The sequence below is a fragment of the Exiguobacterium sp. s140 genome, assembly GCF_018617035.1.
In the GTDB taxonomy this organism is placed as follows: Bacteria; Bacillota; Bacilli; order Exiguobacteriales; family Exiguobacteriaceae; genus Exiguobacterium; species Exiguobacterium profundum.
Genome location: NZ_JACSJK010000006.1, coordinates 62,403 through 87,502, shown reverse-complemented (window position 1 = coordinate 87,502; position 25,100 = coordinate 62,403). Strand labels below are relative to the sequence as shown.

General features: G+C 41.3%; 19 protein-coding genes. 10 read left to right on the top strand and 9 right to left on the bottom strand.

Going from position 1 to position 25,100, the window contains the following annotated elements; translation table 11 throughout:
* Nucleotides 1–20: 20 nt before the first annotated feature.
* Nucleotides 21–1,256: an MDR family MFS transporter gene (locus KNO61_RS16145; protein WP_214873929.1), complete on the bottom strand. Its 1,236-nt coding sequence runs from the start codon at nt 1,254–1,256 to the stop codon at nt 21–23.
* Between the two features lie 101 nt (nt 1,257–1,357).
* Here KNO61_RS16145 and KNO61_RS16140 point away from each other — a divergent pair, with 101 nt between their 5' ends.
* Together KNO61_RS16140 and KNO61_RS16135 are read left to right on the top strand one after the other, a co-directional pair.
* A complete protein-coding gene (locus KNO61_RS16140; protein WP_214873927.1) occupies nt 1,358–2,983 on the top strand; it encodes an ABC transporter substrate-binding protein in 1,626 nt (541 codons plus the stop codon).
* Between the two features lie 11 nt (nt 2,984–2,994).
* Entirely contained in the window at nt 2,995–3,396 is a 402-nt protein-coding gene (locus KNO61_RS16135) for a hypothetical protein (RefSeq protein WP_214873925.1), read from the top strand.
* A 14-nt stretch (nt 3,397–3,410) separates the two neighbouring features.
* Here the strand turns inward: KNO61_RS16135 and KNO61_RS16130 are convergent, their stop codons facing one another.
* Together KNO61_RS16130 and KNO61_RS16125 are read right to left on the bottom strand one after the other, a co-directional pair.
* Nucleotides 3,411–3,620, bottom strand: a complete 210-nt coding sequence (locus KNO61_RS16130; RefSeq protein WP_015880600.1) for a YdiK family protein — start codon at nt 3,618–3,620, stop codon at nt 3,411–3,413.
* A gap of 16 nt (nt 3,621–3,636) precedes the next feature.
* Nucleotides 3,637–4,332, bottom strand: a complete 696-nt coding sequence (locus tag KNO61_RS16125) for a CPBP family intramembrane glutamic endopeptidase (RefSeq protein WP_084156048.1) — start codon at nt 4,330–4,332, stop codon at nt 3,637–3,639.
* Between the two features lie 214 nt (nt 4,333–4,546).
* Between KNO61_RS16125 and groES the strand changes: the two genes are divergently transcribed.
* The 4 genes from groES to KNO61_RS16105 all read left to right on the top strand — a co-directional run bounded on the left by groES (nt 4,547) and on the right by KNO61_RS16105 (nt 8,933).
* The gene (gene groES / locus KNO61_RS16120; RefSeq protein ID WP_214829662.1) at nt 4,547–4,831 is read left to right on the top strand and encodes a co-chaperone GroES; all 285 of its coding nucleotides are present in this window, start codon (nt 4,547–4,549) and stop codon (nt 4,829–4,831) included.
* 40 nt (nt 4,832–4,871) lie between these two features.
* Nucleotides 4,872–6,506, top strand: coding sequence for a chaperonin GroEL (groL, locus tag KNO61_RS16115; RefSeq protein WP_214732102.1), 1,635 nt, complete (start codon nt 4,872–4,874; stop codon nt 6,504–6,506).
* Nucleotides 6,507–6,722: 216 nt separating this feature from the next.
* Entirely contained in the window at nt 6,723–7,193 is a 471-nt protein-coding gene (locus KNO61_RS16110; RefSeq protein WP_214873923.1) for a Panacea domain-containing protein, read from the top strand.
* Nucleotides 7,194–7,229: 36 nt separating this feature from the next.
* Nucleotides 7,230–8,933, top strand: coding sequence for a hypothetical protein (locus tag KNO61_RS16105; RefSeq protein ID WP_214873921.1), 1,704 nt, complete (start codon nt 7,230–7,232; stop codon nt 8,931–8,933).
* Between the two features lie 225 nt (nt 8,934–9,158).
* On the opposite strand, the gene KNO61_RS16100 is transcribed toward KNO61_RS16105, so the two are convergent.
* From KNO61_RS16100 to KNO61_RS16085, 4 genes are all read right to left on the bottom strand, one after another.
* The gene (locus tag KNO61_RS16100) at nt 9,159–12,269 is read right to left on the bottom strand and encodes a type I restriction endonuclease subunit R (RefSeq protein ID WP_214873918.1); all 3,111 of its coding nucleotides are present in this window, start codon (nt 12,267–12,269) and stop codon (nt 9,159–9,161) included.
* A 3-nt stretch (nt 12,270–12,272) separates the two neighbouring features.
* The gene (locus tag KNO61_RS16095; RefSeq protein ID WP_214873916.1) at nt 12,273–13,520 is read right to left on the bottom strand and encodes a restriction endonuclease subunit S; all 1,248 of its coding nucleotides are present in this window, start codon (nt 13,518–13,520) and stop codon (nt 12,273–12,275) included.
* Nucleotides 13,510–15,030 (bottom strand): class I SAM-dependent DNA methyltransferase, encoded by a 1,521-nt coding sequence (locus KNO61_RS16090; protein WP_214873914.1) that lies wholly within the window; start codon nt 15,028–15,030, stop codon nt 13,510–13,512. Before KNO61_RS16090 ends, KNO61_RS16095 begins: the two co-directional genes overlap by 11 nt.
* Nucleotides 15,031–15,467: 437 nt before the next feature.
* Nucleotides 15,468–17,351 (bottom strand): N-6 DNA methylase, encoded by a 1,884-nt coding sequence (locus KNO61_RS16085; protein ID WP_214873912.1) that lies wholly within the window; start codon nt 17,349–17,351, stop codon nt 15,468–15,470.
* A gap of 255 nt (nt 17,352–17,606) precedes the next feature.
* Here KNO61_RS16085 and KNO61_RS16080 point away from each other — a divergent pair, with 255 nt between their 5' ends.
* The 4 genes from KNO61_RS16080 (at nt 17,607) to KNO61_RS16065 (ending at nt 23,461) form a co-directional block, all read left to right on the top strand.
* Entirely contained in the window at nt 17,607–19,766 is a 2,160-nt protein-coding gene (locus KNO61_RS16080) for an ATP-binding domain-containing protein (protein ID WP_214873910.1), read from the top strand.
* 13 nt (nt 19,767–19,779) lie between these two features.
* Nucleotides 19,780–20,679 carry a DUF5655 domain-containing protein gene (locus KNO61_RS16075; protein WP_214689506.1) on the top strand — a complete coding sequence of 300 codons (900 nt, stop codon included), beginning with the start codon at nt 19,780–19,782 and terminating at the stop codon, nt 20,677–20,679.
* A gap of 151 nt (nt 20,680–20,830) precedes the next feature.
* Complete coding sequence (locus KNO61_RS16070) at nt 20,831–22,936, top strand: Piwi domain-containing protein (protein ID WP_214873908.1); 2,106 nt, start codon at nt 20,831–20,833, stop codon at nt 22,934–22,936.
* A 102-nt stretch (nt 22,937–23,038) separates the two neighbouring features.
* Nucleotides 23,039–23,461 (top strand): hypothetical protein, encoded by a 423-nt coding sequence (locus KNO61_RS16065; RefSeq protein WP_214689491.1) that lies wholly within the window; start codon nt 23,039–23,041, stop codon nt 23,459–23,461.
* Nucleotides 23,462–23,538: 77 nt separating this feature from the next.
* Here KNO61_RS16065 and KNO61_RS16060 read toward each other — a convergent pair whose 3' ends face one another.
* Nucleotides 23,539–24,246 carry an ABC transporter permease gene (locus KNO61_RS16060; RefSeq protein WP_214689489.1) on the bottom strand — a complete coding sequence of 236 codons (708 nt, stop codon included), beginning with the start codon at nt 24,244–24,246 and terminating at the stop codon, nt 23,539–23,541.
* Nucleotides 24,243–25,091, bottom strand: coding sequence for an ABC transporter ATP-binding protein (locus tag KNO61_RS16055; protein WP_214873906.1), 849 nt, complete (start codon nt 25,089–25,091; stop codon nt 24,243–24,245). Before KNO61_RS16055 ends, KNO61_RS16060 begins: the two co-directional genes overlap by 4 nt.
* Nucleotides 25,092–25,100: the final 9 nt, after the last annotated feature.

The window sequence follows — 25,100 nt, the reverse complement described above, 5'->3', positions numbered from 1 at the left end:
GAGAAAGGATGGTTTTTAGTTTAGGACGCCGCTCGTCGTAGGACGAGCTTTTCTTTTACATAGATGCCGCTGTAGACGAGGAAACAGCCGAAGCTGACCAACAGTCCGATGTAGACGCTCATCATGAACGGGGTGAGAAGCGACCCGATCAAAATCGTCGAGCGTGATAAGAAGTCGGCACCGGCGAATGACGTTCCGGAAAACGCCGAGTACGCACCACGTCGGTCTTCTGGTATCATGTTCGCCTTCTCCGTATTCAATACCGGTGAGTACAATAATTCGCCGAACGTGGCGATGAGCATGAAGCCGAGAAGAAGGAACATCGAATTCGCGCTCGTGATGACGGCGTAGCCGATCGTGTACAACGCGAGTCCGCCGAGTAGCGTATGCTTGTTCGAGAAACGTGAGGCGAGACGTTGAATGAAGAATGTCAACGCGACGACGATGAGCGTGTTCTCGATTTGAATGAGACTCATCATCCGCACCCCGTTGATTGTCCATGATTCAATCGAGAGCGGTTCGAATGAATCGGCGAGCCGGACCGCGACATAACTGCCAATTGAGAACTCAGCAGCGAGGATACACATCGAGCCGAAGACGACTTTGACGAACGGACGGTCACGCCAGGCGATTTGATAACTTTGGAACACGTCGACGAAGACGAGGCGAAGCTTTTGAGAGGTCCACGTCCGTTTCGTGTCCTCGAGGAAGATGGCGTACGCGATCGGCAACATGCTCGACGTGAACGTCAAAATCCAAAATAGTAACAATTGATTGCTGACATAGAGCCAGCCTCCGAGCGCCGTTCCAATTGTGATGGATAAATTGATCAACCAGTAATCGAGCGCGTACACGGCTTTTCGGTTCTCAGGCGTTGTCGCATCGATGATGATGGCGCTCATCGCAGGCCGCCCGAGGTTGTTCGTGACCGTGAAAATCGTATAGGCGATCATGAAAATGATCATCTGGTCGAACTGGAGACTGAGCGTCATGACGAGAAACATCGAAGCGGTGAGACTTGCCGTCAACACGAGGAGTCGCTTCCGTGAGAATTTATCGGCGAGATAGCCTCCAATCAACCCGATCACGTATCCGAGACAGACGAGCGAGATCAAGAAGACGCCCGCGATCCATTCATTGAACGCTTTGACAAAGAGAAGTGCCATGAACGGCATGATGGCGAATGAGACCGAACGATTAAAAAATGATGTCACGAGTCGAACTTTTATTGGTTTAGGTATATCTTTCCATTTCATCTTGTCACCTTCCATTCTGTACCTGTATGATAAACAAGACAACGGATTTGAAAAATGGACGACATGGGGAAATGATGTCCACTTTTAAGGGGGGATGTGACGTGGATGCGTATTTATTTCGATTGTGGAAAGAGTGTCGGGACGGAGCGTACACGATTTCCGATATGGCGGAAGCCATTCATTTAAGCCCGAAACAGACGAAGCGTCATTTGGCACGGTGGCAAGAAGAAGGGTGGCTCACGTATACGAGCGGACGCGGACGGGGAAATTTGACGCGTCTCGAATGGCTACGACACGTCGAGCGTGATTTGGCCAAACAGCTGCTCGAACGCATGGAGAAAGAGTCGGTCGAGGCAGTGACGAATCAACTGGAGTGGGACTGGTCGCCTGCGCAGGCAGGTCGGTTCATGCGCCAGCTCGAGAAGAAGTTCGGTTACGTCCAGACGTCGAGCGATGCGCTCATCATCCCGCGCCGTCGTCACTTTTTGACGACACATCCGCTTGAGGCGGCTGACATCCACAGTGCCCACCTCGTCCAGAACGTCTTCAATCGTCTGTTCATGATTGACGCGTCTGGTGAGGTCACAGGGGAGCTTGCGCATCACTATGAATGGCAGGGGAATACGCTCGTCTTGTTTCTTCGGAAAGGGGTCCGATTCCATGACGGGTCGCTCATGACGAGTAAAGATGTGACGAAAAGTTTACGCACACTCGTTCAGTCGGATGCGTATCGGTATATGTATCGGAACGTCCGGCATATCGCATCGAACGGCACGTATCGCGTCGACGTCACGCTCGACCGGCGTCGGAATTCGTACATCCCGAAACTGTCGATGATTCATACGAGTATCGCTAAAGGAAGTGTCGGGACGGGACCGTTTCAATTGGATCGCCATGACAAGGAGAAGACGGTTCTTCTCGCCTTCGAGAATTATTTTGGGGTGCGGGCGCTCCTGGACCGGGTCGAGTTCATTAAAGTGCCGGACGGATACGATCCGACGTATCGCATCTCATCAAGAGATTCCAAAGAAACCGGACACATCTCGACACCGTCCGGGTTCGGGCTTGTCATCTTGAACAGTCATCCGAATAGTGTGTTCGCGAATGAAGAGGCGCGGCATTATATGCATCGCTTGATTGCGGAGATTCGACCGGAGATTGGGACGTTGAATGAGCGAAGAACACCGAACGACCGAGGGTTTCTCGGTTCGATGAGCGAGATGTATCGCATTCCAAAAGGAACACCTGTCTCGTTCGACCGACCGATTCGCATCAAACAGACGGACTTCACGAACGATACGACCGACTGGATTGCCGAGATGTTGACGCGTCACGGCATTGCTTATGAGTTCGTGCCCATCAGCTTCAAAGATTCGATTCATGACAAGACGTATTATGAATACGTCGATTTGGTCGTTCACGGGGAAGTGTTCGAGCGGAACATCACGCTCGGGTTTGAACAGTTCATGACGAACGAGTACTCGCCTCCTCATAAAGTGTTCCCTTATATAGAGGGGATGACCGAGCGAGTTGGGCAATATGATGATCTGCCGTTTGAAGACTGGTTGCCGCTGCACCGGGAGATCGAGCGCGAGTTAAAAGAGAAGTCGTACTTTATCCCGCTCTATAACGAGGAGCGAACGATTCCGTTCCCGGTAGAGCTGAAGGACGTCTGTGTCGACTTGTTCGGTTATTTTGATTTTGCGAAACTATGGATTCCATCATAAGGAGGGGTTCGATGAGGAAAAAACTATTGTTGGCATTTCTTTTCTTCAATCCAATCGTATTTCTGATTGGATGGTGGAACGGAGAATGGGTGATGATAACAGTGGCGGGATTCGGTGTTATCTTTCATGCACTTTATCAGGAGCAACTCGAACAGTTCGACGAAGAGAGAGTCAAGTCAATGATGCGAACCGTCGATTCGAAATTTGTATCATCAATCGGTTTTCTGTCACTTTTCTGCTTTTGTGTCGTCGTCTGGTTCTTTGACGAGACGTCAGTTCCGTTGCTTGATACGATGTATGTCGTGTTTGGTGTCATCATGATGCGTCGTGGTATGTTGATTCGCAGTGCTGTACTCCATGAAAAGATTGATTTGACGAACGTCATCCATATAAAGAAAACCCCGAGTTCGTAAGACTCGGGGTTTCGTTATGCGGATTTGTCCGTGCCTTCTTTTTTGACTTTTCGGGCGAGTGCCAAGATTTGATACACTTTGAAAAAGTCGTAAGCGGCGACGGCGATGATAAAGTACGTCCAGAAGCTGAACCCGTACTCTTGTACCGAGAAGTACGCGAGGACGGTGAACAACACACCGAACGATAGACTGAAGAGCATCATCACTTTTAATTGTCGCGGCATAACTGCCACCTCATTTCTACATTAAAAATAGTACGAGCATCACGAGCGCGTTGTTAAACGCGTGGATGGCGATTGGAACGATCAATCGTCTTGTCTTCGCATACGCGTAAGAGAATGCAAAACTCATCGCGATATACACGAGGAACCGATTATCTTGGTGGATGAGTGCGAATAAAATCGAACTGACCCCAAAGGCAATCCAGAAACCGAAGCGCGCGTTCAAGTTCCCGAACAAGATATGACGGAAAAGAATCTCTTCGATGATTGGTCCAAGCAAGACGACCGGCAAAATCATGAGTGGAATGACTTCCACCATCTCGGCGATGTTTTGTGTGTTCATCGACTCGACCAGTTCACCAGAGATGGCCGTCTCAATCAAGTTCGCCACGATGACGAGCCCGTATTGCATCAAAATCCCGAGCCCGATCCATTTGACCGTGTCGTTCAAGTTCGACTGGATGCCTTGGGCTTTGTATTGTTTCAAGTCTGGCCAGATGAGCAAGATTGACAGAACAATCGTTACACCGAATCCGATGGCTAGCCAGAGCCCGACGAACGTTTCCGTCAACCATTCCGGCCGTACTTCACTAATGACGAGCGGGAACAGTTGGACGAACGCATATAGTAAAATCGGGGTGAGGTGCCGGAGACGAATGTTAGGCGCCATCGAAAAACGGGTATTTATCGATTGGTTTGAGTTTAGTGTAGCCAATTCAACACGTCCTTAATCATAAGAGTGAACCTACCTTTTTTCTTATTGTAACAAAGAAGTTCTCTTGACCGCGAGTAAGAGCATTTTTTAATGTATCCCACTTGATTTTTTTATCTACACATACTACACTTATCAATGTTAGCACTCCTTTTAACTGAGTGCTAAAACCTTACGATACACATTACATCATTCATATTCGGAGGAGGGTTTTTCCATGTTAAAACCACTAGGCGATCGTGTCATCATCGAAGTCGTGGAGAAAGAAGAAAAGACGATCGGGGGCATCGTGCTTCCTGATACGGCGAAAGAAAAGCCGCAACAAGGGAAAGTCGTCGCAGTCGGTACAGGCCGCGTGACAGACCAAGGCGAGCGCATCGCTCTCGACGTGAAAGAAAATGATTTGGTCATCTACTCGAAGTACGCAGGTACCGAAGTGAAGCATGATGGAAAAGAGTACTTAATCGTTCGCGAGAGCGATATTCTCGCAATCGTAGGCTAAGCACCATTATTCAAAAACTTTTTTTAGGGGGAAATGAACGATGGCAAAAGATATCAAATTCTCAGAAGATGCACGTCACGCGATGCTTCGCGGCGTCGACGCACTCGCTGACGCAGTCAAAGTAACGATTGGACCAAAAGGACGTAACGTCGTCCTTGAGAAAAAATTCGGTTCACCACTCATCACGAACGATGGCGTGACAATCGCGAAAGAAATCGAACTCGAAGACCGCTTCGAAAACATGGGCGCGAAACTTGTTGCGGAAGTCGCGTCGAAGACGAACGAAGTCGCAGGGGACGGTACGACAACAGCGACAGTCCTCGCACAAGCGATGATTCGTGAAGGGCTCAAGAACGTAACAGCGGGCGCGAACCCGATGATCCTTCGTAAAGGGATCGACAAAGCGGTCACACGCGCGCTTGAAGAGTTGAAAGCCATCTCGAAACCAATCGAGTCAAAAGAAGCGATTGCTCAAGTTGCGGCCATCTCGGCAGCGGACGAAGAAGTTGGCGAATTGATCGCAGAAGCGATGGAGCGCGTCGGTAACGACGGTGTCATCACAATCGAAGAATCACGTGGCTTCACAACTGAACTCGACGTCGTCGAAGGGATGCAGTTCGACCGTGGATACTTGTCACCATACATGATCTCAGACTCTGACAAGATGGAAGCGTCACTCGACAACCCGTACATCTTGATCACAGACAAGAAAATCTCAAACATTCAAGAAATCATCCCGGTGCTCGAGCAAGTCGTGCAACAAGGGAAGCCGATCTTGATCGTCGCAGAAGATATCGAAGGCGATGCCCTCGCGACACTTGTCTTGAACAAACTCCGTGGTACGTTCAACGCGGTAGCCGTCAAAGCACCAGGATTCGGTGACCGTCGTAAAGCGATGCTCGAAGACCTCGCGACACTCACAGGCGGTCAAGTCATCACAGAAGACCTCGGTCTCGACCTCAAATCAGCATCACTCGACATGCTCGGTCGCGCATCGAAAGTCGTCGTCACAAAAGACACAACGACTGTCGTCGAAGGTGCAGGAAACGAAGACGCGATTAAAGCCCGCGTTCAAACGATCCGTAACCAAATCGAAGAGACAACGTCTGACTTCGACCGTGAAAAACTCCAAGAGCGTCTCGCGAAACTCGCAGGTGGCGTAGCCGTCGTCAAAGTCGGTGCAGCTACGGAGACAGAGCTCAAAGAGCGTAAACTCCGCATCGAAGACGCACTCAACGCGACACGTGCGGCAGTCGAAGAAGGAATCGTTGCGGGTGGTGGTACATCACTCATCAACGTCATCCCGGCTGTTCGTGCGTTGCTTGCAGAAGTGACAGCGGATGAAGCAACTGGTGTGAAACTCGTCCTTCGTGCCCTCGAAGCACCGGTCCGTCAAATCGCGGAAAACGCGGGTGAAGAAGGTTCGGTCATCGTCGAGAAACTCAAGAACGAATCAGTCGGTGTCGGCTACAACGCGGCAACTGGCGAATACGTCGATATGATCGCACATGGTATCGTCGATCCGGCGAAAGTGACGCGTTCAGCACTCCAAAATGCAGCATCTGTTTCAGCGATGTTCCTCACAACAGAGGCAGTCATCGCAGACAAGCCAGAAAAAGACGCTCCTGCAATGCCTGACATGGGCGGCATGGGTGGAATGGGCGGCATGATGTAAGTCATGCGCCTTTACAGGAACCATTCATCAGCGAAAGCTGGTGGGTGGTTTTTTTGTAAATGATTTTGTAAGGGTGTTACTTCGATATAAATTATCAATGTCTTTAGTTTATTTTTAAGAATCTAATTTTGCTTTTTATTATGGCGTGTTGTCGGCTTAGTGTTCGACATCAAAGGAGATGTATTTTATAATTAAGTTATAGGGGGAGGGATAATTATGAGTCAAGTTAATGCAAAAATTGTAGCTAATTATTTTCTTTCGCTAAGTAAACCTAATACCGTAGAAAGTATAACTAACTTAAAACTTCAAAAATTACTTTATTACGTTCAGGGATTTAATCTTGCAATCAACAATACGGTTTTATTTTCTGAGAAAATTGAAGCATGGGCTCACGGCCCAGTCGTTCCAGATGTTTATAGAGAATTCAAAGGTTTTGGTTACAAAGATATAGTAATTGAAGAGGATTATGATTTTTCTGAATTAACAACGGAACAAAAAAAAATTATCAGGGATGTTTGGGAAGTTTTCAAATTTTATGATGGTAAAGAGTTAGAAAAATTATCTCACTCAGAAAGTCCTTGGAAAGATGCAAGGGTTGGGTTAGCGGAATATGACTCTTCAAACGCTATTATCTCTGCAGACAGCATAAAAGAATATTTTGTGAGTGAATATATGATCAGTGAGTGAGTTTATCTCCTCACTTTTTTTTAAAGGAGTGAGTTAATGATTGGGGATTTAGGAGAAGTTATATATAAATTTATAGTTTTTTTTAATGGTATCTCAAAGATATTAATTCCTCTGAGTTTTACTGTTTATTTTTTTACATATAAAGAGCAAAAAGACGTAGCAATATCTATGTTTAAAAAAGAAAAACATTTTTTTAATCGGTATAATGTGTTTTTAATAATGACAGTACTAATTTTTGTTTCAAGTATTATATTTGAACCCGTCTCTCAAGAAAAATTAAATATTGGGAACATTTTAGTGTTTATGATTTATCTTTCATGGATTGTTTCGGCAGTTTTATCTTATTTGTTTCTAATTAATTCAATAAATATTATTAAAACTTTTAACGACTCGTTAAAATCAATAGAAGTCGCTTTTTATAACATTGAACAAGAAAGATTTAAATATAAGTATAAAAGTGTTAGTGAAGAAGTAATCACTCGAAATATTACGCGTGAAGTAAATAAACTTTCTGTATATGTGGAAATTGTTTTTCAAATAATTATGTCTAAGAAAAAATATAACTTAACAAATGATTTTTCTCAATCTTTACGTGAGTTAGATGATAAATTATTTTCTCAAATAATTTTAATTCACCAAGATCAATCTTATTTTAGTGAAATATTCCCACTATCAAGTGGGGAATATGGAAAACTAATTTTAATCATACAAAAAGGAATACTAGAATTATCCGATATTGCTTTAGATTTGAACAATCCTAGAGACATCAAAATTTTAATTCAAAATTTTATAGAAATGCGTCCAATATCATTTGAAATTATCGATGAATTGCAATCAAATTGGGATAAAAATAATAAACATAAAGTATCATTAGAAACCAATTTTAAAAATGTGTTTGATGAATATTACTTGTCTACCTATAGGGTTGTTAATAAGTTATATAGTAAAAATAATAGTGAAGCCTTAAGAGTTTTAAAAGGATTGAATCAATCTGACAAAGGTTCGGAACTTTATTCCAATCACAATGATTACCTGACACTAGTCGCTTCGATGATAGCTACTTCAATTGAAAGAAATGATTTAAAACAATTAACTGACGTACTAAACATTTTATTTGAGTATTTAATTAATATGGATAACAGAGAAGTTGTTATTCATGAATCATTCATTGATGTGAAGCAGATAGAAGAATCACCAAATAATCCTTTAATTAATATACAACGTATAAAAGATCGTGTTAGTGAAACCTCTTCAAAAGAGCTTATTGAGAAAAAAGTTCATAAGCTGTGTATTTTTAGCATAGTTAAAGCAATAGAACTTGGAAGATACGGTTGTGCAGGGTTTCTAATCAAAAACTCTGTAAAAAACTTTAATCAAATGTCCTTCAGTGAATCTGTATATGAAATTAACAATAACCTTGATATTGTTGAACCACATTTGGACTTGAGTAAGAATCTTACTAAATTATTGCCTTTAAATTTTGTTTTTAGTGGTGCTTCTTATAATTACTGTTTTGGTAAAGCTACGTTATTGATTTACTATCAGCAAAAATATGCTTCATTAAGAAAAATAAAAATATTGAAAGAAACAGAAATAATTGACTTGACGACTATATTTAAAAAAGAAGAAGGATATTTGGAATATTTAAACGATAAAATTTCAGGTCTTGAGAAAGAATATGGATTGATTGTACTAAAAAAAGATGAATTTGAAAAAGTGAAAATTGAAAGTGGTGGTTAAGTATCATATTTGAGATCAAAATACCTTTTATTTGTTAAATGAATCCAATTTCCTGATTTTTGGATAAGAATATCTTCGAAATGTTATTCAGGAGTCAGAATAATAAAATCTTAAGTTCAACTATGACCTTCAGTTGAAATATAACGAAATAATCCCGTCACCGAAGTTTAGAGACGGGATTACATTTTCATAAACTTTGACTATGTTTAATGTTTTTCAAATATTTTATAATTTCAATGCTAGTTGTTCTGACATGAGTTCTGCCTGTTCAAGGACAGTATCAATCGCTTTTTTACTAATTTCTGGTGGATAACCATATTTCTTCAGTAAGCGCTTGACTATAACTCGCATTTTCGCGCGCGCAGAATCACGCAAATTCCAGTCAATGCTCATATTTTCTTTAATGGATTTTGTAAGTTCGTGGGCAATGATTTTTAGAGTATCATCTCCTAGAACTTGTTCCGCCGTTTCGTGCGAAGCCAACGCATCATAGAAAGCAACTTCTTCTTTGATCATTCCTTGTTGTTCGCCTCGTTTGAAAGATTCATCCATTTCTTTAGCTAACTCAATTAATTCCTCAATAACTTTAGAGGTCTCAATTGTACGCTTATTATATTTATTCAGGGCATTCGATAGCATATCTGAGAATTTTCGTGCTTTGATTAAGTTACTGCGTTGTACACTTTTCACCTTGCCATTTAGTAAACGATTCAATAACTCGACTGCTAAGTTCTTTTCTGGCAATGCACGAACATCTTCCAAAAATTGATCAGATAAAATCGAAATATCTGGATTCTCTAGACCAAGTTCTTTGTAGATATCAATGACTTCTTCAGAAATAACCGATTTTGAAATCAACTGATTAATTTGTGCGTCCATTTGTTTAGCTGTTTTTTTCTTGCTGCCATCACCAATGGTTTTCACAATACTTGCTTTGACAGCCTTGAAAAAACCAATTTCATCATTCAACTCTTCAGCTTCTTGCATCGTTGCACATAAAGCATAGGCTTTCGATAGCTCTGTCACTGTATCTAAAAATCTTTTCTTTTCTTCTTCACCTAAACCGATTACATAATCCATCGTAGTCACAATCGTTTTAATACGTTGCGATGACTTTTCTGACATAAAGCTTGAATAATCATGTCCATACAACATTTCCAAAATGAGTTGATGTTTCTCTAACATGATATCAACTGCAAGTGATGTATCGACACCGGCCGTTTCACGGTCGCTGTCTGTGTACTGCTTCAAGGCCTCTTTTAAGTTATCTGCCACACCAATGTAGTCGACGACCAAGCCCCCCGGTTTATCTTTAAACACACGGTTTACTCGAGCGATAGCTTGCATTAAGTTATGACCCTTCATCGGTTTATCAATATACATTGTATTCATGGAGGGAACATCAAACCCTGTTAACCACATATCCCTTACAATAACAATTTTCAGCGGGTCCATATTGTCTTTCATGCGACGTGATAAAAATTCACGACGTTTTTTAGTGCCGATGAATGGTTGCCATTCGACAGGATCACTTGAAGAACCGGTCATCACGATTTTGATGGCACCTTTGTCATCATCATCTGAATGCCATTCTGGTCGAATCTTAATAATTTCTTTATATAGATCGATTGCGATACGACGTGACATAACAACAATCATAGATTTACCAAACATCGCTTTTTCACGTTCTTCATAATGGTGTACTACATCTTGGGCCATTTTTTCGACGCGTGAACGAGCTCCAGCGATTGCTTCTAAACGTGACCACTTTGATTTTAGCTTTTCTTTAATTGAGGATTCTTGTTCTTCTGTAATATCCTCATAATCATCATCAATTGCCAATCCTTCTGGTAACTCTAATGGGATAACCCTCGATTCATAGAAAATTTTCACCGTTGCGCCATCCTCTACGGCTTGCGACATATCATACACATCGATGTATTCACCAAATACAGCCGGAGTGTTTCGATCCGTTGATTCGACAGGTGTTCCCGTAAATCCAATAAATGAAGCGTTCGGTAAAGCATCTCGGACATATTTGGCGTATCCATACTTAACTTCGCCTTCACTGTCCTTCTGTTGTGACAGTGTTGCACCAAAGCCATACTGAGATCGATGGGCTTCATCGGCTATGACAATCACATTTTTACGATCTGTCAAACAAGGCATTTCACCCGTTTCTGCATCGGGAGAAAATTTCTGTAATGTTGTAAAGATGATGCCGCCGGATTCGACGTTTAATAATTCACGTAATGAATCACTCGACTGAGCTTGACTAGGGGACTGGCGTAGAATTTCCTTAGATAAAGAGAATGTTTTATACAACTGATCATCCAAATCATTTCGGTCTGTCAAGACCACGAGTGTAGGATTATTCATCGTTTTAATAAGCTTTCCGGCATAAAAGACCATCGACAAACTTTTTCCGGAGCCTTGTGTATGCCAGACGACACCAATTTTACGATCACCGGTATCTTTAGTTGCGTCTTGGGCTTTTTCAATAGCCTTGTTTACAGCATGGTATTGATGATATGCCGCTAATATTTTATAAGTGTTCTCTCCATCAGATTGGAAGAGTATAAAATTTCGAATGATGTCTAAGAGTCGATGGGGCACTAACATCCCGTTTAACATGACTTCGAGTTGCGGTTCTGCGGGACTGGCTAATAATACACCATCAATAGTGCGCCATTTCATAAATCGCTCTTCATTTGCAGTGAGAGACCCTACCCGTGCGTTGATACCGTCGCTTGCAATTAAGAACGCGTTATAGCGAAACAGGGTAGGGATTGCTTGTTTGTAAGTCTGAATTTGATTATAGGCGTCTGAAATATCGATGTCTTCGTTAGTTGCATTTTTTAATTCGATAACAACTATAGGTAGACCATTTACAAATACAATTACATCGGGACGTTTATTCGATTGCCCTTCAACTACAGTAAATTGATTGACAGCTACAAAATCATTATTTTTTGGATTCTCAAAATCAAAGACATAAACCGATATTGTTGGGTTGTACCCGTCCTTTCCTTGCATTTGAATTTCAATACCATCTGTTGTAAGTTGATGAAATTGTTTGTTGTTTAGAATTAAATTTGGCGATGCATTCGCTACAATTTTTTGAACTGCTTCTTCAATGACTATTGTATCAACTGTTGGATTAATTTTTCGTAAAGCATTACGCAAACGATTGACTAATACAACGTCTTGAAAGCTGTCACGCTCTGGACTATCGCCATCTGGTGCAATATCTGGTCCTTCTACAATGTTATAGCCTAGTTCTTCTAACCACTCTAATGTAGCTACTTCTAATTCTGATTCGTTATATCTAAACATCCTTTACACCTCCAATTCATCAATAATTTCGATTTCACCTGCGAGAAGTTTTGGGAGAAGAGTATCGCGAAGTTGAGCTGATTTTTTGTTTTCAATACCCAAAACAACTATCTTTTCTATTATTGGCTGTATCAATTTAGTAGCTTCTTTCAAAGTTTCTTGAGAGGGTATATAGACTTTTGCTTCTTTTAAATGTGAGCGTTTAATATGACCCATTGTAGTAGCCTTCTCCGCTGCCCTCGCCTGAAAGACTTTTAGATAGTATTTTGTCCATAAATAATAAAACCATTTTTCATATTTTTCAGAAGTCACTTTAAATAAATGCTGATTTAGTCCTGCATTTCCGCCAGTCCATAATTTTACTAGTAAAGTTCCAGACCAAGAAAAAATGACATCCCCGTCAAATACTTTAACTTCTTCTTTTATATCTACCGAACAACGTTCACTGTTTAAAGTTGTGTTTCCTTGATTTAATTCTTTAATTTTCAAAACTGGTAGAGAGACATTATTTTCTGCAGGTCTAAATTTTTGCATAGCTAATCCATTTTGAAATTTAGCAATTTCATCTAAACTTATTACACGCCATCCTTTGGGTATATATCCCAATTCACTTTTAACTACTTCACCACCATTTGATTTATAAAGCTCTCCCTCTTCGTTTGGAAATTCAAAGTCGATAAACCAACGTTTAAAAAGAGCTTGAGAGAGGTTTTCAAGAGTAGTAATCGAATAATTGTTGTAATTTATTCTAATATCTAAATTCCATAATAAATCAGCTATTTTTTTTTGATATTCCAATGGTGGAAGTGATATTTTGATTTTTTTTAACATTTTCGTAGTAATACTTCCGCGAATACTTGCTGAATCTGAGAGTCCTCTTAATTCTGCATATCGGTGAGTTAAATTATATAATAGATACCGGTTATCTACTTTGGTTTCATTCACTCTTAACGCAATTAGAGATTGATTAATATAAGTATCTAAATCTAAAATAGAAATTTGTCCTCTGGTATGTCCTTGACCGGCAGAAGCCATTACAAGATCGCCTTTTTTAGCTAGTCTAGTTGAAGAATTTTCAACTCCTAATTTAGTGATTGTTTTTTCTGTATCTTTAATTATTCTATTTCTTGTTTCTCCGGAAGACAACCAAGGATATTCACCGTTCCAAAAACTGGGATTACTAGTTGAAGGAGTACCTCCACTAAAAATACTTTCGAGAATCTCTTCTAAATAATATTCTTTAAACTCCATATCCAATTTCACCTAACGCTTTCCGAATCTGTTCTTCTAGCTCTTTGGATTTCGCAAACTGCTCTGCTAGTTCACTAGTTAAGCGTTCCATTTTCTCTTCAAATACCTCACCATCATCTTCTTGTTCAGCTAATCCCACGTATCGCCCAGGAGTCAACACATAGTAGTGCTCACGTACTTCTTCAATGTTTGCTTCCTTACAAAAGCCTAACTCATCTGAGTATTCCTGATCATTTGTCCCGCGCCATGCATGGAATGTTTCCGAGATTTTATCGATATCTTCTTTACCAAATTCTTTGTGCGTACGATCTGCCATGAATCCAAGATGACGTGCATCAATAAATAAAATTTTGTTGTTTCGTTCACGTGCACCAGTTTTAGTTTTGTTTTTTGATATGAACCATAAACATACAGGAATTTGCGTCGAATAGAATAACTGACCTGGCAAGGTAACGATACATTCCACTAAATCATTCTCAACTATGTTTTTACGGATTTCACCTTCACCCCCTGAATTTGAAGACATCGATCCATTCGCTAACACAAAACCTGCTGTCCCAGCAGGTGCCAGCTTTGAAATCATATGTTGTACCCAGGCAAAGTTAGCATTATTTTGTGGTGGGACTCCATATTGCCATCGCACATCATCCTGTAATTTATCGCCACCCCAGTCTTTAATATTGAAGGGGGGATTTGCAAGGATGAAGTCCGCTTTTAGTCCTTTGTGTATATCATTCAAGAATGTATCAGCTTGATGAGGGCCAATGTTGCCATCAATTCCTCGAATCGCCAAGTTCATTTTGCACAGTTTCCAAGTCGTTGGGTTAGACTCTTGGCCGTAGACTGATAAATTATCAATCCGTCCTTGATGTTCTTTCACAAACTTTGATGATTGTACGAACATTCCTCCAGATCCGCAGGCTGGGTCGTAGACACGCCCTTGGTAAGGTTCTAACATCTCGACTAATAGGGATACAATAGAGGATGGTGTATAGAACTCCCCACCGTTTTTCCCTTCGGCGCTGGCAAAGTTGCTCAAAAAATATTCGTAGACGCGTCCGATAACATCCTTTTCTCGACTATCTTCGTCACCAACTTTGAAAGAGAACAAATCAATTGTCTCGCCAAGACGTGTTTTATCAAGTTCTGGTCGTGCGAAAGATTTTGGTAATACTCCAACTAAAGATGGATTTTCCTTTTCAATGGCCACCATTGCCGCATCAATAAGCTGCCCAATTTCAGGCTTTTTAGCGTTGTCTTTAATGAATGACCAACGTGCCTCTTGAGGGACGAAGAAGATATTATCTGCCACATATTCATCACGATCTTCTTCATCTGCCCACTCATCTTCTTTTAATTCTGCATGTTTCTCTTCAAATGCATCAGATACGTATTTTAAAAATAATAGTCCGAGAACGACGTTTTTATACTCACCTGAATCCATAGATCCACGTAGTTTATCTGCCATTTTCCACAGTTTTTCTTCAAATCCTAAGTTTGCTGTTGCCATAATATTTCCCCCTATAAAACTAAAATATATTTGTGAATTCTTTTTAAATAATGAAGGTTCGATTTTAATGGAAATATAACTTGAGTTTTTATTAGTTTACATTATATAAACGATAGAACCATTAACATTTTTTGATGAGCTTCTCGTTAATTAAGTGATAAGCACTGGGCGGATTAATGATAAATTTCATTTTGCTTTATCGTTCTCAAATAGCTTTTTCAGTACGGATGCCTTCAAGCTATTCATATAAGTCCACTTTTTCGATAGTTCCTAGTGCCCGGCAGGCGTAGTGTCAACTTGATTCATCACATCAATTGAGGTTGCAATGTCTGGTTCTAATAAATAGCGAGCCACCCTGACTTCTTTTCCTTTACCGAAAGGCCATATCGTATAACTACTTTCCAGTAGGTCCGATTCATCGTAGTTTCCTCCTTGTTTTATTTAATCTTTTCGAACGTGTCTATTATTCCGCAGGTGCTATATGCTTCGTTCTTTAGAGTGGTGTAGTTCTGCAGTGCTTGATTTAGCATGTGCTCGTATGTTTCTTTTGCTTCTTTGTACTTTGCCGCTGTACTTTTTTGGACATACAAACTTGGAGCAATAATTTCTAAATTAGAAAAATCTTTTGGGTTTAAAACAGGGGTCAACGCACCACCCATAATATTTTGAATCGAGTACTGGCCGATTGGACTTTCTAAATAAGCTTGTAGATAATAAGGATTAATTTTATCTTCATAAGGGCGAAACCCTAAAAAGTTTTGTGAAAGTAAAATTGTTTCTTCGTGTTTAGGGACTACAGCAACTTTAATATTTTGTCCCCTTGAAGAAATAATTAAATCTCCTTCTTGGACTTGATATTGAGCATATTTTGATGATGAAGACAGAGTAGCTGTATTTATATCATTGAGTAGAATTTTTCCATTTTGAACATCGGACATTTTAATAATTTTATACATACTACTTTCGTCATCAGATACATTTTTTGTGGAAATATTTATTCCTCTAAACACAGTGCCAAGAGAATGGATTGATTGTTTGTTTAAAGACTCATCCTGGAATTTTTCGAAATCTATGCGATATACATTTCCTTCAAGGCTAATTTGTTCATCTCTTAAATAACGTTCGACAGCAAGACTATTCTCCAATTCATTGGTTGGGATTAGTTTGCTGAAATTTTCTATGTTAGTTGAGCTATTTAATGCATTATGAATTCGAGCAATATGATCATCGCTTAAATATTTCGATGTACCTTTCTTTTCGAACAATTTACTCGCATTTATGAACTGTACTTTTCCGACTTTTTCTTTCGATTTGTTTTTGTTAAGTATAAGTAATGAAATCGGAATTGCCGTATTGGGCAAAAGGTTGTCTGATAATGAAATGATTGCTTCGATCTGATCGGTATCTAATAGTCTTTGTCGTATTTCTTGATCCATTCCGCCTCTAAACAAGGTACCGTTGGTGACTGTTAGAATTACACGTCCTTTTCCGCTAGAAGAAGAAAGTGCATGTTGGATAAAAGCCATATCAGCATTCGATTTTGTTATTTTTCCCAACACAAATCTTCCGTAAGGGTCTTCATTTAACTTTGCATAATCCTGTTCTTGCATTTTAAGACTAAAAGGTATAGCCATTGCGATGTAGTCAAATTTTTTCGTTTCATTTTTTTCAACGAAACAAGGTTCCGATAAGGTGTTGCCCAAAACAAATGTATCGCTCGAGATATCGGATAATAATAAAGATAATTTACCGATAGCCCAACTTTCTGAATTAAGCTCTTGTCCGTAAAATTTTAGCTTTTTATCAGGGTTTTGTTTTGCTGCTTCAATAATGGTCCCACCATACCCGGCTACACCGTCATAAAATGAAGAGGATTCATTGATGTCCAGCAAAGTTACTAATAGACGATTCAGAAATTCAGGTGTTGTATGTTCTGCTCTCACAGAAGATCGCCCTCCATATGTCAAATGCACAATTTGACTTGCTGTATCCGAATAATCGATATCGTCAAACTTATTTACAGCTACTAATATTTCAAATAGCGCTCGCTCGTTAAGTTGATCCCAAGAAATCTTCAGACTTGTATAAACTCCTTTTAAATCTGGAAAAGTTTCTTCAATCAGTTGGAATGCGTTACGTAAATTCTTAATCGTATTAGAAGAATCTTTAATCAAAAAATCTATTTTAACATTGTTAGGTATTTGATTTTCTCTAGTAACAGACAAATATTTAATGCTATAAACTGCTAATACAAGAGAAGGGGCAATGTTTTTCCCTTCTACTGCTAAACGATTTATAGATGTATAAGGCGAGTGTGCCATAAAAACAACTCCTGTTCGTTTTGTTTGTAACCACAGTATATAACTACTAAAGAGTAAAGTAAACACTTTCATTTAGTAATTTGATTACTAAATAAAAGTAGTGCTATATTTTTTAATGTTGAGGCGAAAATTATACTTAAATATTGGTTGTTTTAATTTTGATTCAACAATTTACCTCAATTATTAAAATGTTTCAATTTTACGATTGCTTAATTTGGTAAAATGAGGATATATAATAATGTGGGAGTGCAGATTATGAAAGTGATTTTAGAAAATGAACAGCAACGACTTGATAACTTTTGTATGGTGATCGAGTCTCATCTAAATGGGAAGACGGCAGGGGACAAACCAGGTCTTGAATCAAGCGACTATGAAATGATTGACATGCGAGGACATTCACGTCAATCGGAAAGCGCACAGGAACGCCAAAAGTATGAAGATGCCCTGAAAGAGCTGTATTCGTTCACATTCATAATTGAGGACGAAGGTGAAGAAGAGATTTATCCGGTTGGGAAGTTCGGAGTGGCGCACCCTCGTTCACCTGAGATCCCGCTCGTCTTAGATTGGCGGAGTGAGATGGCGATGCGTGCGTCCATGTTTAACGGGGAGGCGATTGAGACGCCAGGTGGTGACATCATCGGGATGACACAGCTCGAGCTTGATCGAAGACAGCGACGCGTCGTTCAGGCAAATCATTGTCGTGCTCCAAAACGGAAACCGAGCTCACTGACAAAACGATTTACCGGGCAAATCAAATCGACATTTAAAAAGCCGTCGACGGTACCTGATGTACCACAAGAGAGTTTTATGGAGAAAGAGTTGACGAAGAAGCAAAAAGATCGTTCTATTGATGGATTCATTGCAACACGGCAAGCCGAACAAAACCACATTATCCAGGCACCCGTGAATACATATATGATTGTCCAAGGGGCGGCGGGAACTGGGAAATCGTTAACGGCGCTACATCGTATGTCTTATTTGCAGTATCAAGATGAACGCCGAAAGATGCTTTATTTAGCTCCGAACGAAGCGACGATTCATCAACTGTTGAAGGATGCGGAGCATTTACAAATTCAATCAGTTTCTACAATGGCATTTGATGAATGGTTAAAGACTGTATCGTCTAAAGACTTCTCCGCAAGTATCGTTCAAGAACTTCTTCCGTTATATCAAGGACACGACTTATTCGAGTGGGCTGATGCGGCAATTGAGGAGTGGTATGACGATGTTGCTGTGTTGCTTCGACGGTATGAGCCGATTAAGACGCTAGAAGATTTACATGAGCGTGCGTTAGCCATTTGGTTTGGACAAGAACGGCCAGGTCCTGCTCAAACAGAGCAAATTTTACAGTTGCTGCGCAGTGAGTCTGAACGAACAGCTATTTTGAATAAAGAGAAGTACAAGAATGAGTTAATTACGGATATGCAGAGATGGAGCGGAGATTTAGATTCGACGAAAACTCGTACGCTTGATCAGATTATGCAAGAAAATATGAAGCGTCAATTGGCACGTGAAAAGCGAGAGCATCTTCAATTAATCGACTTTTGGAAGAAGACGACCAAGCTAGAGGCTGCGACGGTTTGGTCGATTATGAAGCAACCAGGTCGTCTTGTTTATCTCAAGAAAACCCAGTCAGAAGAATTGTTAGAGATGTGGCATAAATTAAAGCGACCAACACAACTTGATCGTTTCTTTTGGATGTATCTGCACTATGAAACAAATGGGTATCCAGATAAATGGAGTCATCTGTTTGTCGATGAGGGACAGACGCTTCGACCGCTAGACATTTTCGTACTCGAGAAGTTGTGTCACGGGATGACGATATTTGGTGACACACTCCAAAGCTATCGTTCGCTCGAAATGATTTCTTGGGAACCGATTAAAGAGCACGGACAATCAAATTGGAAGATCGAGTACTTAACAAAAACGTTCCGTACAGCGAAACCTATTGTTGATTTAGCTAAAGGGGTATTGGCTGATACTGGACATGATACGAGTTGGATCGATCCATTTGAAAGGGACGGGAAGCCGATTGAACTATTAAGATCAAAAAAGAGTCGTGAATTAAAAGAGTTGCTATCTCGATGGGGTAAAGAAGAATATTCAATTTGTATCATCACACCAACGATGGAGCGTGCGTCTTTCTTGCATTCAAAGTTACAGTTGCCGACGCAACTCATTCAATCGGAAACTGCAAAAGTCAGTGACGAGATTGTCATCTCGACAATCGATTACTTGCGGGGAATGGAATTCGATGCAGTATTGATGATGGACGTGGATGAAATGAACTACTTTGATACGCCTCAGGAAGCTCGACGGTTATATGTTTCTCTAACGAGGGCGTTACATGAAGTAGTTCTTCATACTACAAATGAATACTCACTTTTGTTAGCTGATCAGCTGTTGGAAGTGTAAAAGGAGAATAAAAATGGGGGACCTTAAACTATTTCAAATAAGCGCACAAGGTACGAAAGAATTATATGGCCAGTCGATGACCATTGAGAAATCGCTCCAACAATTGTTTGAAAAAAATTTAGAGCAGTTGCTTGGTATTCGTTTTGTCGCTTCTGAGTACAGCACGGGTCGTACACACGGTGGCCGGATTGATACGCTGGGTTTAGATGAGAACAATTCACCTGTTATTATTGAATACAAGCGGTCGACAAACGAAAATGTGATTAATCAAGGATTGTTCTATTTGGACTGGTTACTCGACCACCAAGCGGAGTTCGAGTTGTCAATTTTGAAGCAGTACGGGAAAGGCGTGTCCGACACAATTGATTGGAGTAATCCACGTCTCGTCTGTATCGCCGGTGGCTTCACGAAGTATGATGAGCACGCTGTTAAACAAATCAATCGCAATATCGAATTGTATCAATACAAATACTATGAGAATGATCTGTTGCTACTTGATCTCGTCAACGCAACGACAGCAAAGCCTATCACGACTTCAACGGAGTTCTCTGTGACAAGTAAGACGGTCAGCGACTACTTGAAACAAGCAACGGAAGAATCAAGAGACTTATTTGATGGTCTCGTTTCATATCTTATAGCACTAGGTGATGACGTGCAGGAAAATGTGACGAAGCACTATATTGCATATAAGCGTATTAAAAACTTCGCATGTGTGGAGTTTCACCCAAGCACCCAAAAAATTTTGATGTATGTGAAAGTAGACCCAGATACCGTAGCACTCGAACCTGGCTTTACGAGAGATATGCGAGGGATTGGTCACTATGGAACTGGAGATTTAGAGATTGTCTTATATTCTTACGAAGATTTTGAAAAAGCGAAGCCTTACATCGAGAAAAGCTATGAAGCGAATTAATTATGGGAAGCCCATCGGATTGACGGGCTTCTTTTTTTGTCTCATAAGTAAACTTCTCATTTGAACCCTATTCGTTATTTTATCTACCTAATATTAGGAAATTCGTTATAGTGGATGCAAGAATTGAACAACGGGGAAGGATGAGGGAAAGATGAATCAATATTATTTAACAGAATGGCGAGCATTAACGAAAGCAACGGAAGTGACACTCCATCTCTATACCGTACCGCTCAAAAATCCATCATCACGAAATACGCAGGGTGGGAAGTTGATTTTTCACTTGAATAAATTGAACAATTTTCAACCGATGGTGTTTTTCGATCAGTACATTGCTTCATTTGAGGAAATCAAACAATGGGGAGACGAGACGTTTCTTCAATATGAGGCGCGTCCGATCAGTCCATCACGGAATGTCGAGCGAACATTACTTGAACGTCTGTTGAAAAAACAGTTGGAGCGATTGGCTCATCCAAATTACATGATGAACCGTGGAAAGTTCCGCTCGAAACAGGCGCATCCAAAGTCTACAAGTGGGCTGCTCATTTATCCGGCATTAGATCTCAATGTGAATGTATCTGAGACGGCTGAAATTGTATTCGGATTCGATTTGACTCATCAATTTGAATACCGTGAAAACTTATTGCAGCAGATTAAGCGTGATCCGAAATCCGTATCTGCAGGGATGCGTGTCATCGATTCGACTCACCCGAAATCGTATGAGTACGAATTTGTAGAGGTCGCACCATACCGAGCGAATGAAGTGAGCCCGATTATGAAGTGTTCGATCATTGATTATTTCGCAAAGAAAGACCCGAAACGAGTCATCGCACCCGACGCGCTCGTCGTACACGTCAAAGATCGAAATAATCAGATCCTTATCTACTTACCTGAGCAACTGAAACAGAGTTGTTCATTTGATACGATTCCCACTCATCAATTCGGTGCAGTCAATCGGATCATCAAACTGTCGCCTGAAGAACGGATGTCGAAACTTATGCCGGAAGCGCTTAAGTTGATTGGTCGTCTTCCAATGCTTCAGTTTGAGCGACAAGATGTACGAGCAGCTCGTCTTGGTTACTCAATTCAAACGTTGCCTTCGCCACGTCTCCGATTCGGTAAAGGGAAGACCACGAGTTATGCAAAAACTGGCTTAAAGCAAGGTGGTGTGTTTGAAACAGGAGAGGCGACCGTCAGTTTCTTTGTCGACCCGAAATTACGAGATCAGCAAAAACTGCAAGTCCTAGAGTTTATCAATAAACTAAAAACTACCTCTGAGCGTTTTGGGGTGACCCTCAATGTCTCGCATAAACCAAAAGGATTGAGCCAGAAACTACCTTCTGATTTGTTGCAAGCAGAAGATATTCTATACCAACTGAAGAGTGTCCCTCAACATTTTGAAGGTGTCGTCGTTGTCATCGCCGAGGAAGCATCGCTCCAGCATTCATATCAAGCCATCAAAAGGCAATTTGGCGGGAAACATGATGTTGTGACGCAATGCGTCGAGCTACATGACCGTGTATTAAACTCTGAGGATACGCTATACAACATTCTACTGGGGATTTACGTGAAGGCAGGTCTACAACCTTGGATTCTTGGTGAGCCACTCCATTCGGATTGTTTTGTCGGATTAGACGTAAGTCATGAGAATGGTAAACATGCAGCAGGCATCATTCAAATCATTGGGAAAGACGGGGCGATGATCAAGCAGAAAGCACTCTCGACAAGTGAAGCGGGGGAGAAAATCAGTTCTGAGACGATGAGAGAGATTGTCTATGATACATTACATGCATTTGAAGAACAGTACGGACATGCCCCTAAGCATATCACGTTCCATCGAGATGGATTTGGGCGTGAAGATGTGACTCTTATTGATTCACTTCTATCTCCGCGTGAAATTCAATTCGACTACGTGGAAATTTTGAAGAATATCAATCGACGGATGGCGATTCATGAAAAAGGGTGGAAAACTTCGCAGGGACTCAGTTATACAAAAGAGCGCATGGGTTATCTTCTCTCGACGAATCCTCATGCGCGTGTCGGGATGGCAAAACCGCTTAAAGTCGTACAACAAACAACGACCTTGCCGTTTGAAGCCATTTTGACGGATGTCTATCGCTTATCGTTCATGCACGTCCACTCGCTATTGAAAACAAGACTGCCGATCACAACGCATTATGCAGATTTAAGTTCGACGTTCCATAATCGTGGCTTACTCAATGCAAATACAGAACATGAAGAGGCATTACCGTTTGTATAACATGTAAAGTTGAAAGTTGTCATATCGTTATTATCAGTATTCCTGTTTGTCGAATATTGGGTATCATATCATTGAACTGAGATTACACTAGGAGGTAGAGTGATGAGTGAAAAAGGAGAAATTGTTCAATCTGCAAAACAGCTTATGGGAGATGAACAGGATATGAATGACATCCCTTTTAAACAATACGAAATGATTTTAAAGCATACCCCAGACGTCATAAATGCCGTTAGCAATATGGGGGGAGTCGGTTCAAAATCGCAAGATAAAGTGTACGGTACAATTGATAGAGCGATTGATGTCTTTTCCGAGCAACTTAAAGAAGACAACCTATCGGATGAAACTAGAGACAAACTCAATGATCGTATTGAACGCATGGTAGATAAGTCATTTCAAAAAGATTCGGAGTTCAAGAAATGGATGGGAGCATCAATTGTAGCAGGAGTCAGTGGTGCCGCATTAGCATTAGCAAAAAATCCAGAAGTGAGAAAAACACTTACTAATTTGCTGACGAAAAAAGATTGAGTGTCGTAAGTCTGATTGGTGTACGAAGTATATATGAAAGGAAGGAGCGACGATTCTATTCGTCGCTCCGTCTTTGTTCAATCCGTCTGTTTCCGGTTATACATCACGACGCTACCGACGAATGAGGCAAGCGCCCACGCAGTGAGCAACCCGAGCTCTAGCCCGACGGCACCAAAGTTCGCACCATCTTCCACTTGATGAGCCACGTCAATCAAGAGCACGTTCGGTAAATACTCGAGCACTCCGATGATGGCGAAACGGTCTTGTAGTGGCAACAACATCGGTGAGAACGAGAAGAAAAAGAACGGCAACATGACAATCAATGAAGCTTCCATGACCGTCTTCGACATCAAGCCGAACATCGTTCCGATCCCGATATAAAAGAATGTCGAGACGATGAGCGCGAGAGCGATCACAGCCAGATTTTGTGGAGCATAATCCATCAAAAATGACGAGGCTACGATGAGGATCATCGTCGTCACGAATGTGAGAGCGCTCTTTCCGAGCAAGATGTCGAGCGTGCTCGCTGGGGACAACATGAGCCCGCGAAGCGTGTTCTTCTCTTTCTCTTCGGCAATCAATGCACACTGCACAAAGATCGCGACGAGGCTGAAGGTGATGTTGATGACGAAGTACGTGATATCGACGCCAACGTCACCGATTCGCGAATAAAAGACAGCGAAGAAGAGCGGCATGACCAAGGTCGACGAGACGAATAAGTTTCGTGACAAATCCTTGTAGTCTTTTTGGAAAATGGCGAGTGCGCGTTTCAATGAAAAAGTCATGATAATTTCCTCCCTGTCACTTCGATAAAGATGTCGCCGAGTGTCGGCTCATTGGAATGGATCGATGCGATATTTTTAGCACGCATCTGTTTATGGAGCCAGTCTGCGCCTTCGTCGGTTTGTGTCACTTCATGCGTCTGACCGTTGTTCAATTCGACTCGCATCGAACCAGTCGCATATTTCCTGCGCAATACGTTCGGGGCATCAAGCAGTTGAATCGACCCTTGATGTAAGAAAGCGACACGATCACACAGCTCTTCGGCTTCTTGCATATCGTGTGTCGTCAGAAAGATGGTCGTTCCGTTTGCCTTCAACCGTTCAATCCCTTTATAGATATGTCGAGAGTTGACCGGGTCGAGAGCCGATGTCGGTTCATCTAGAAACAGTAACTCTGGCTCATGAAGAAGGGCACGTGCGAGCGTCACTCGTTGCAACATCCCTCTAGAGAGTTTGTCGATGCGCTTCTTCCGTTCCCCGCTGAGGTTGACCATGTTCAATACCTCATCGATCCGGGTCTTCGGTTCATCATAGAGGTCACAATATAAGCTCAAGTTCTCTTCTATAGAAAGTCGTGTATACAGACCGCTATTGTCCGTCAATACGCCTATGCGTTTACGGTACTGTTCTTGTTTCAAGTCAGCGACCGGCACACCGAAGACGGTAGCATCACCGGCTGTCTGTGCGAGTTGTGACGTCAAAATTTTTATCGTTGTCGTCTTTCCTGAGCCACTCGGTCCCAAGAAGCCGAACACTTCCCCTTTTCCGACTGTAAACGTCACATCATGTAACGCTTCCTCGTTCCCAAACAATTTCTTTAACCCGTGCACTTGAATGATTGGTTCCATTCCCGTTCC